6 protein-coding genes and 3 riboswitches are annotated in these 6191 nt (G+C 39.7%); all 6 genes read left to right on the top strand.

The window, feature by feature from the left end; genetic code table 11:
- Positions 1–109, top strand: a riboswitch (FMN riboswitch). This riboswitch is flagged as partial in the annotation.
- Between the two features lie 142 nt (positions 110–251).
- Positions 252–385, top strand: a riboswitch (FMN riboswitch).
- 146 nt (positions 386–531) lie between these two features.
- Positions 532–662, top strand: a riboswitch (FMN riboswitch).
- A gap of 152 nt (positions 663–814) precedes the next feature.
- A complete protein-coding gene (ribD, locus tag RCJ93_RS13515) occupies positions 815–1900 on the top strand; it encodes a bifunctional diaminohydroxyphosphoribosylaminopyrimidine deaminase/5-amino-6-(5-phosphoribosylamino)uracil reductase RibD (protein ID WP_446739290.1) in 1086 nt (361 codons plus the stop codon).
- Positions 1901–1910: 10 nt separating this feature from the next.
- Positions 1911–2549: a riboflavin synthase gene (gene ribE / locus RCJ93_RS13510; protein ID WP_446739296.1), complete on the top strand. Its 639-nt coding sequence runs from the start codon at positions 1911–1913 to the stop codon at positions 2547–2549.
- 18 nt (positions 2550–2567) lie between these two features.
- Entirely contained in the window at positions 2568–3767 is a 1200-nt protein-coding gene (locus RCJ93_RS13505; protein ID WP_446739289.1) for a bifunctional 3,4-dihydroxy-2-butanone-4-phosphate synthase/GTP cyclohydrolase II, read from the top strand.
- 5 nt (positions 3768–3772) lie between these two features.
- Positions 3773–4243 carry a 6,7-dimethyl-8-ribityllumazine synthase gene (gene ribH / locus RCJ93_RS13500; protein ID WP_066790508.1) on the top strand — a complete coding sequence of 157 codons (471 nt, stop codon included), beginning with the start codon at positions 3773–3775 and terminating at the stop codon, positions 4241–4243.
- Positions 4244–4423: 180 nt separating this feature from the next.
- A complete protein-coding gene (locus RCJ93_RS13495; RefSeq protein ID WP_446739288.1) occupies positions 4424–5548 on the top strand; it encodes an NAD/NADP octopine/nopaline dehydrogenase family protein in 1125 nt (374 codons plus the stop codon).
- Positions 5549–5754: 206 nt separating this feature from the next.
- On the top strand, positions 5755–6189 hold the full coding sequence (locus RCJ93_RS13490) for a MarR family winged helix-turn-helix transcriptional regulator (RefSeq protein ID WP_066790504.1): 435 nt from the start codon (positions 5755–5757) through the stop codon (positions 6187–6189).
- Positions 6190–6191 lie beyond the last annotated feature (2 nt).

Below are 6191 nucleotides of genomic sequence, written 5' to 3'. Positions count from 1 at the left end.
TCCCAATCGACGGTGATGAAGCAATTCTAAGCCCGTGAGCCTTTTTTAAAGGCAGGATTTTGGTGAGAATCCAAAGCCGACAGTATAGTCTGGATGGGAGAAGGATGTAGAGCAAGCTTAATGCCTTGTGAAGAAAAATATACTTCAATAGGTTTATTTAGTGATGACTTTTACATATGAATTCCAACACAACCCCGTAGAGAAATCTATGGGTTTTTCTTTTTTCTGAAACTCATACACAATTTTATATGGTTGTCCTTCGGGGTCGGGTGAAATTCCCAATCGACGGTGATGAAGCAATTCTAAGCCCGTGAGCCTTTTTTAAAGGCAGGATTTTGGTGAGAATCCAAAGCCGACAGTATAGTCTGGATGGGAGAAGGATGTAGAGCAAGCTTAATGCCTTATGAAGAAAAAAATACTTCAATAGGTTTATTTGGTGATGTCTTTGCAGCTAAATCATTCCACAATGTACCCCGTAGAGAAATCTATGGGTTTTTCTTTTTTCTAAAGCTCATACACAATTTTATATGGTTTGTCCTTCGGGGTCGGGTGAAATTCCCAATCGACGGTGATGAAGTAATTCTAAGCCCGTGAGCCTTTTTAAGGCAGGATTTGGTGAGAATCCAAAGCCGACAGTATAGTCTGGATGGGAGAAGGACGTATGGTGAGTGGTACCAGCCTTTGGAAGAAAAATACACCTTCCTAGGTTTATTTAGTGCACCCATTTTTACATACAATCTCCTAAACTCCTTAGTTGACAATAGCTAAGGGGTTTTCTATTTGTAATGAACTACAGCAGATAGGGAGGAAAGAAATGACGGATGAATTTTATATGAGCCTTGCTTTAGATTTAGCAGGAACTACTAAGCAGCAAACGTCGCCAAATCCAGCAGTAGGAGCCGTTATTGTTTCAAATGGCGAAATAGTAGGCCTTGGCGCACATTTAAAGGCGGGGAGCCCGCATGCTGAAATTCATGCCCTACGAATGGCGGGATCACAAGCGAAAGGAAGCACTGTTTATGTAACGCTAGAACCTTGCAGCCATTACGGAAAAACACCTCCTTGTGCTAACGCATTAATTGAAGCAGGTGTAAGTCGTGTAGTCATCGCTGCACAGGATCCCAATCCATTAGTTGCGGGCAAAGGATTGCAGCTTTTAAGAGATGCTGGTATTGAAGTAACGACAGATATTTTGCTAGCAAGAGCGCAGGCATTAAATAAAGAATTCTTTGCTTATATTCAACAACGAAAACCGTTTGTTACTTTAAAACAGGCCATCACATTAGACGGTAAAATAGCAGCAAAAAGAGGAATCGGGGAGCAAATTACAAGTAAGGAATCACAGGTGGATGTTCATAAGGATCGCGAAAATCATGATGCCATCTTAGTAGGAATCGGCACGGTATGTTCAGACAATCCACGCCTTACCAATCGACTTGGAAATACAAAGAAGCAACCGATTCGAATAATTTTAGACACGCATTTAAGGATTACGCCAGATAGATTGGTGATAATGGATAGTTCCGCGCCAACGTGGATTGTAACGGGTTCAAAAGCTTCAGCAGAAAAGATTGCACAGTTAAGCCAGATATCACATGTGGAGATTCTGCAGCTTTCAAATCCTTTAATTGATATAGAAGAATTATTACTAGAGCTGGGAAAACGCCAAATTATGAAGCTGTATGTAGAAGGCGGCCAAACGGTCAATGCAAGTTTTTTGAAATCCGGTTCAGTAAATCAATTAATCACATATATAGCGCCTAAAATTGTCGGTGGGACAAACGCTATTCCAATGTTTTCTGACTTAGGAGTGAAACAAATGGAGAATGCTTTTGAACTCAGATTGCAAGAAATCAACAAAATCGGTGAAGATTTGAAAATAGTATCTGTATTGAAATGAGGTGGAATCCATTTTTACTGGAATAGTAGAAGATATAGGTAAGGTCAAAGCAATCAAACGTGGCAGTCAAAGTATGCAATTAACAATAGACTCTCGAAAGATAACAGATGACATTCATTTAGGTGACAGCATTGCCATTAATGGGGTTTGTTTAACGGTTACTTCTTTTTCGGGAAGTGCCTTTACGGTTGATGTAATGCCGGAGACAGTGAAAGGGACGAGTATTCAATCATTGCAATTGGGTCATAGTGTCAATTTAGAACGAGCAATGCCAGCAAATGGCCGTTTTGGCGGGCATTTTGTATCTGGACATGTGGATGGTACAGGTATTATTTTGCGCATGCGCAAATTGGAGAATGCGATATATATTGATATTGGTATTGCAGAGGAGCTCAGTAAATATTGTATTTTAAAAGGCTCGATAGCTATTGATGGCATCAGTCTAACTATTTTCGATATTCAGCCACGTCAGCTCACAGTTTCAATCATTCCACATACTTTAAGTGAGACAGTGTTAGGTATAAAAAAGGAACGGGATCTAGTCAATATTGAAAATGATTTGCTTGGCAAATACGTGATTCAGCATGCTGAGAGGCAACAAAAAGAAACGCCAATGACGATGGATTTTTTAATGCAAAATGGATTTTAAAAAGAGGCGGTGTTTAATATGTTTCATTCAATAGAAGAGGCAATACAAGATTTGAAAAAAGGAAAAATGATTATTGTAGTGGATGATGAAAATCGTGAAAACGAAGGAGATTTACTCGTCCTTGCGGAGTATGCAACACCAGAAAACATCAATTTCATGGCAACCCATGGAAAAGGATTAATTTGTACGCCAGTTTCACAGAAGCTGGCGGAACACCTTGAACTTTATCCAATGGTTCACAACAATACAGACAATCACCAAACAGCCTTTACAGTGAGCATTGACTATAAGGATACAACCACAGGCATTAGTGCATTTGAACGTTCGGAAACCATTATGCAGCTATTAAACAAAGATGCAGGTGAGGCTGACTTTCGGCGACCGGGACATGTTTTTCCGCTCATTGCTAAAGAGAATGGAGTTCTCGAACGCCAAGGGCATACTGAAGCAGCAATTGATTTTGCAAGGATTTGCGGCAGTGAACCAGCAGCCGTTATCTGCGAGATTATGAGCGATAATGGTGAAATGTCTAGAGTACCGGAACTACTAGTGTTAGCTGAAAAATATGATTTAAAAATCGTTACTATTGCAGACCTCATTCGCTATCGTTATATCCATGAAAAACTAGCAAAACGTGAAGCATCTGTGAAAATGCCTACAACACTTGGTGAATTCCAGATGGTTGGCTATTCAAACAAAGTAGATAGCAAAGAGCATATAGCTTTGATAAAAGGGGAGTTGCGGGAGGAAGATGCTCCGTTAGTGCGTATTCACTCGGAATGCTTGACGGGAGACGTGTTTCATTCAAAACGGTGCGATTGCGGACCGCAATTGGAGAAGGCGATAGAAAAGATTGAAGCTGCTGGTACAGGTGTCATTCTTTACATGCATCAAGAAGGTAGAGGGATTGGGCTGTTAAATAAATTGAAAGCCTATGAGCTTCAAGAACAGGGCTTGGATACAGTGGAAGCAAATGAACAATTGGGCTTTCCGGCTGAGATGCGTGATTATGGTCTTTGTGCCCAAATGCTCCGCGACTTGGGTGTAACTAGGGTTCGATTAATGACGAACAACCCAGAGAAAGTGGAAGGGCTAAGGAAGTATGGAATTGAGATAGTAGAACGAATAGCGCTTGAAACTGAGGCTGTTGCTGAAAATCAATATTATTTACAAACGAAAAAAATAAAAATGAATCATATTCTTGCTAGGGAGTGTTAAAACACATGGGACAAGTACTAGAAGCACAATTAATAGGAACAGATTTAAAAATAGGGATTGTTGTAGGTAGATTTAATGAATTTATAAATGCCAAATTGCTAGGCGGAGCAATGGATGGTTTAAAACGCCATGGCGTATCTGAAGATGATATAGATGTAGCTTGGGTGCCGGGAGCATTCGAGGTGCCATTTATTGCAAAGAAATTGGCAGATACAAAGAAATATGACGCCATCATTGGTCTAGGTACGGTGATTCGTGGCTCCACATCTCATTATGATTATGTTTGCAATGAAGCAGCTAAAGGAATTGCAAATGTTGGATTAACTACTGGAGTGCCGGTTATCTTTGGTATTGTTACAACGGAAAACATCGAACAAGCAATCGAACGTTCTGGCACTAAATCAGGAAATAAAGGATATGATGCAGCTGTTTCTGCGATTGAAATGGCTAATTTAAATAGTTTGATTGAAGAATAAGCAATTGTAAATGGTAAGAGGCTTAGCATTTTAGCTAAGCCTCTTATTTTATTGGAAAAAATCAGGATGTTTAATGTGAGGGAAGTACGGGAATAGAATCATGAAGATGAAAAAATATGATGATTAACTTTAAATAGAAAAAACATGAAAACGCTATCATAGAAAGGGAGACTGGTATTTATGAAAATTACAATCGTTGGTTCTGGGCATGGAGGATCTGCTGCAGCAGCAGCGATGGCACAGGAAGGACATGAGGTCAGCATGCTAAAGCTAAGCAACCGACCAGATCAGCATTTTGAAAAGCTAAAAGAAACAAAAGAAATCAAGTTGGAAGGCATCGAAGGCAATGGTACATATCAGCTAGCGAATGTAACAAATAACCCTGTAGCCGCTATTCCAGAAGCGGATATCATTTTAATTTATTACGTTTCGAATTACCACGAAAATTTAGCTAAGGCGCTTGCCCCCTATCTCCAAGCTAAGCAAACGGTTTATATTTGCCCAGGGTATTTGGGCAGTTTACTCTTTAAGGAAGAAATGGAACGAATCGGACGAATTCAAGAAGCCCCACTATTTGTAGAAGGTGAAACACTTCCGTATAGCTGCCGTATTACATCCCCGGGTGCAGTCACTATATATTCTAAGAACTATGGACACCCAATAGCAGCATTGCCAGCGAACCGTATCGAAGAGGCATGCAGAATATTAGAACCAGTACTGGACAACCCTATACCACGCGACCATATAGTAGAAGTCGCTCTCCACAATCCGAATCTCATCATGCATACTGTAGGGATTGCAATGAATGCTGCATATATTGAAAATTCAAATGGAACTTTCTCTATGTATACAGAAGGTTTTACCCCATCTATTTGGAAAGTGGCTAATGAATTGGATCGCGAAAAAATGGCGGTTTTGAGAAAAATCGGTTCATCTCCTCTTTCTTATATCGATGAATTTAAAGTGCGTACTTTTACAGATCCAGATAAATACTCTGAAAAAGAAGCGTTCTCAATCTATGCAGACAGCGTAAGCGATTTGCATACGGATAAAGTTGAAAACCGGTATATTACGGAGGATGTACCAATGGGTCTTGGCTTACTTTATTCGCTTGGTAGAGAGCTTGGTGTTCCGACGCCTGTTGCAAATTCCATTATGACATTGTCTGGCATTATGACAGATTCTGATTACTATAAACAGGCCCGTACGGTAAAAAGTCTTGGCTTCAAAGATGCAAGCGAGCTAATGAATGAAGTGGGCAACAAAGAAGATAAAATCTTTTTACAAACAGCACGTCAAAAATAAAATAAGTAAAACACGTGTATGGCTGGAGAATTTGCAGCATACCGTGTTTTTTATTTGGTTTTAAAGGGAAGATGTTGGAAGCGGTTTTTTACTTTTATGATAAAGATTTATTGTTGACATAATTTATGTACGGTGTTATAAATGTATAGTCTTATTTCGTATACGAAATATACGGAAGCGAATTAAATGTAAGCAAGGGGGAAGAAATGAAGAACGTCTTTAATAATGAGATTATCAATTCTTTCTATAGTATCTACATGCAGGAAAGAAAAATTCTGCAAAGTGACGCAGAGAGAGTGGGTCTGACTGTTGTCCAGTTGAGAGCTCTTTATAAAATATCCGTTCGTCCGAATGTGCGATTGGCAGAACTTGCCGAGCGAATGAAATCGACGAATAGTACGATTAGTAGTGTGATTGATCGGTTAGTGGATAAGGAGCTTGTAGAACGGAAAACATCCGAGAACGACCGCCGGGCTATAACCATTTGCCTTACTTTAAAGGGTGAGGAAAAATTGAGAGAATTTCAGGAGAGTAAATCGGAGACGGTTCAAAAGCTTCAAAGAATTAACGATTTGCCCGCGGAGGATATAAAACGTTTGTTAGAAATTCACCAAAAGATATTAAGTATTTTAAAGGATTAATG

The organism is Rummeliibacillus sp. BSL5 (assembly GCF_052928305.1).
The sequence above is the reverse complement of the archived record's forward strand: the minus strand, read 5'-3'. Positions and strand labels throughout refer to the sequence as shown.

Coding starts and splice junctions, on each gene's coding strand:
- ribD (WP_446739290.1), top strand. CDS start 815: ATGACGGATGAATTTTATATGAGCCTTGCTTTAGATTTAGCAGGAACT.
- RCJ93_RS13505 (WP_446739289.1), top strand. CDS start 2,568: ATGTTTCATTCAATAGAAGAGGCAATACAAGATTTGAAAAAAGGAAAA.
- ribH (WP_066790508.1), top strand. CDS start 3,773: ATGGGACAAGTACTAGAAGCACAATTAATAGGAACAGATTTAAAAATA.
- RCJ93_RS13495 (WP_446739288.1), top strand. CDS start 4,424: ATGAAAATTACAATCGTTGGTTCTGGGCATGGAGGATCTGCTGCAGCA.
- RCJ93_RS13490 (WP_066790504.1), top strand. CDS start 5,755: ATGAAGAACGTCTTTAATAATGAGATTATCAATTCTTTCTATAGTATC.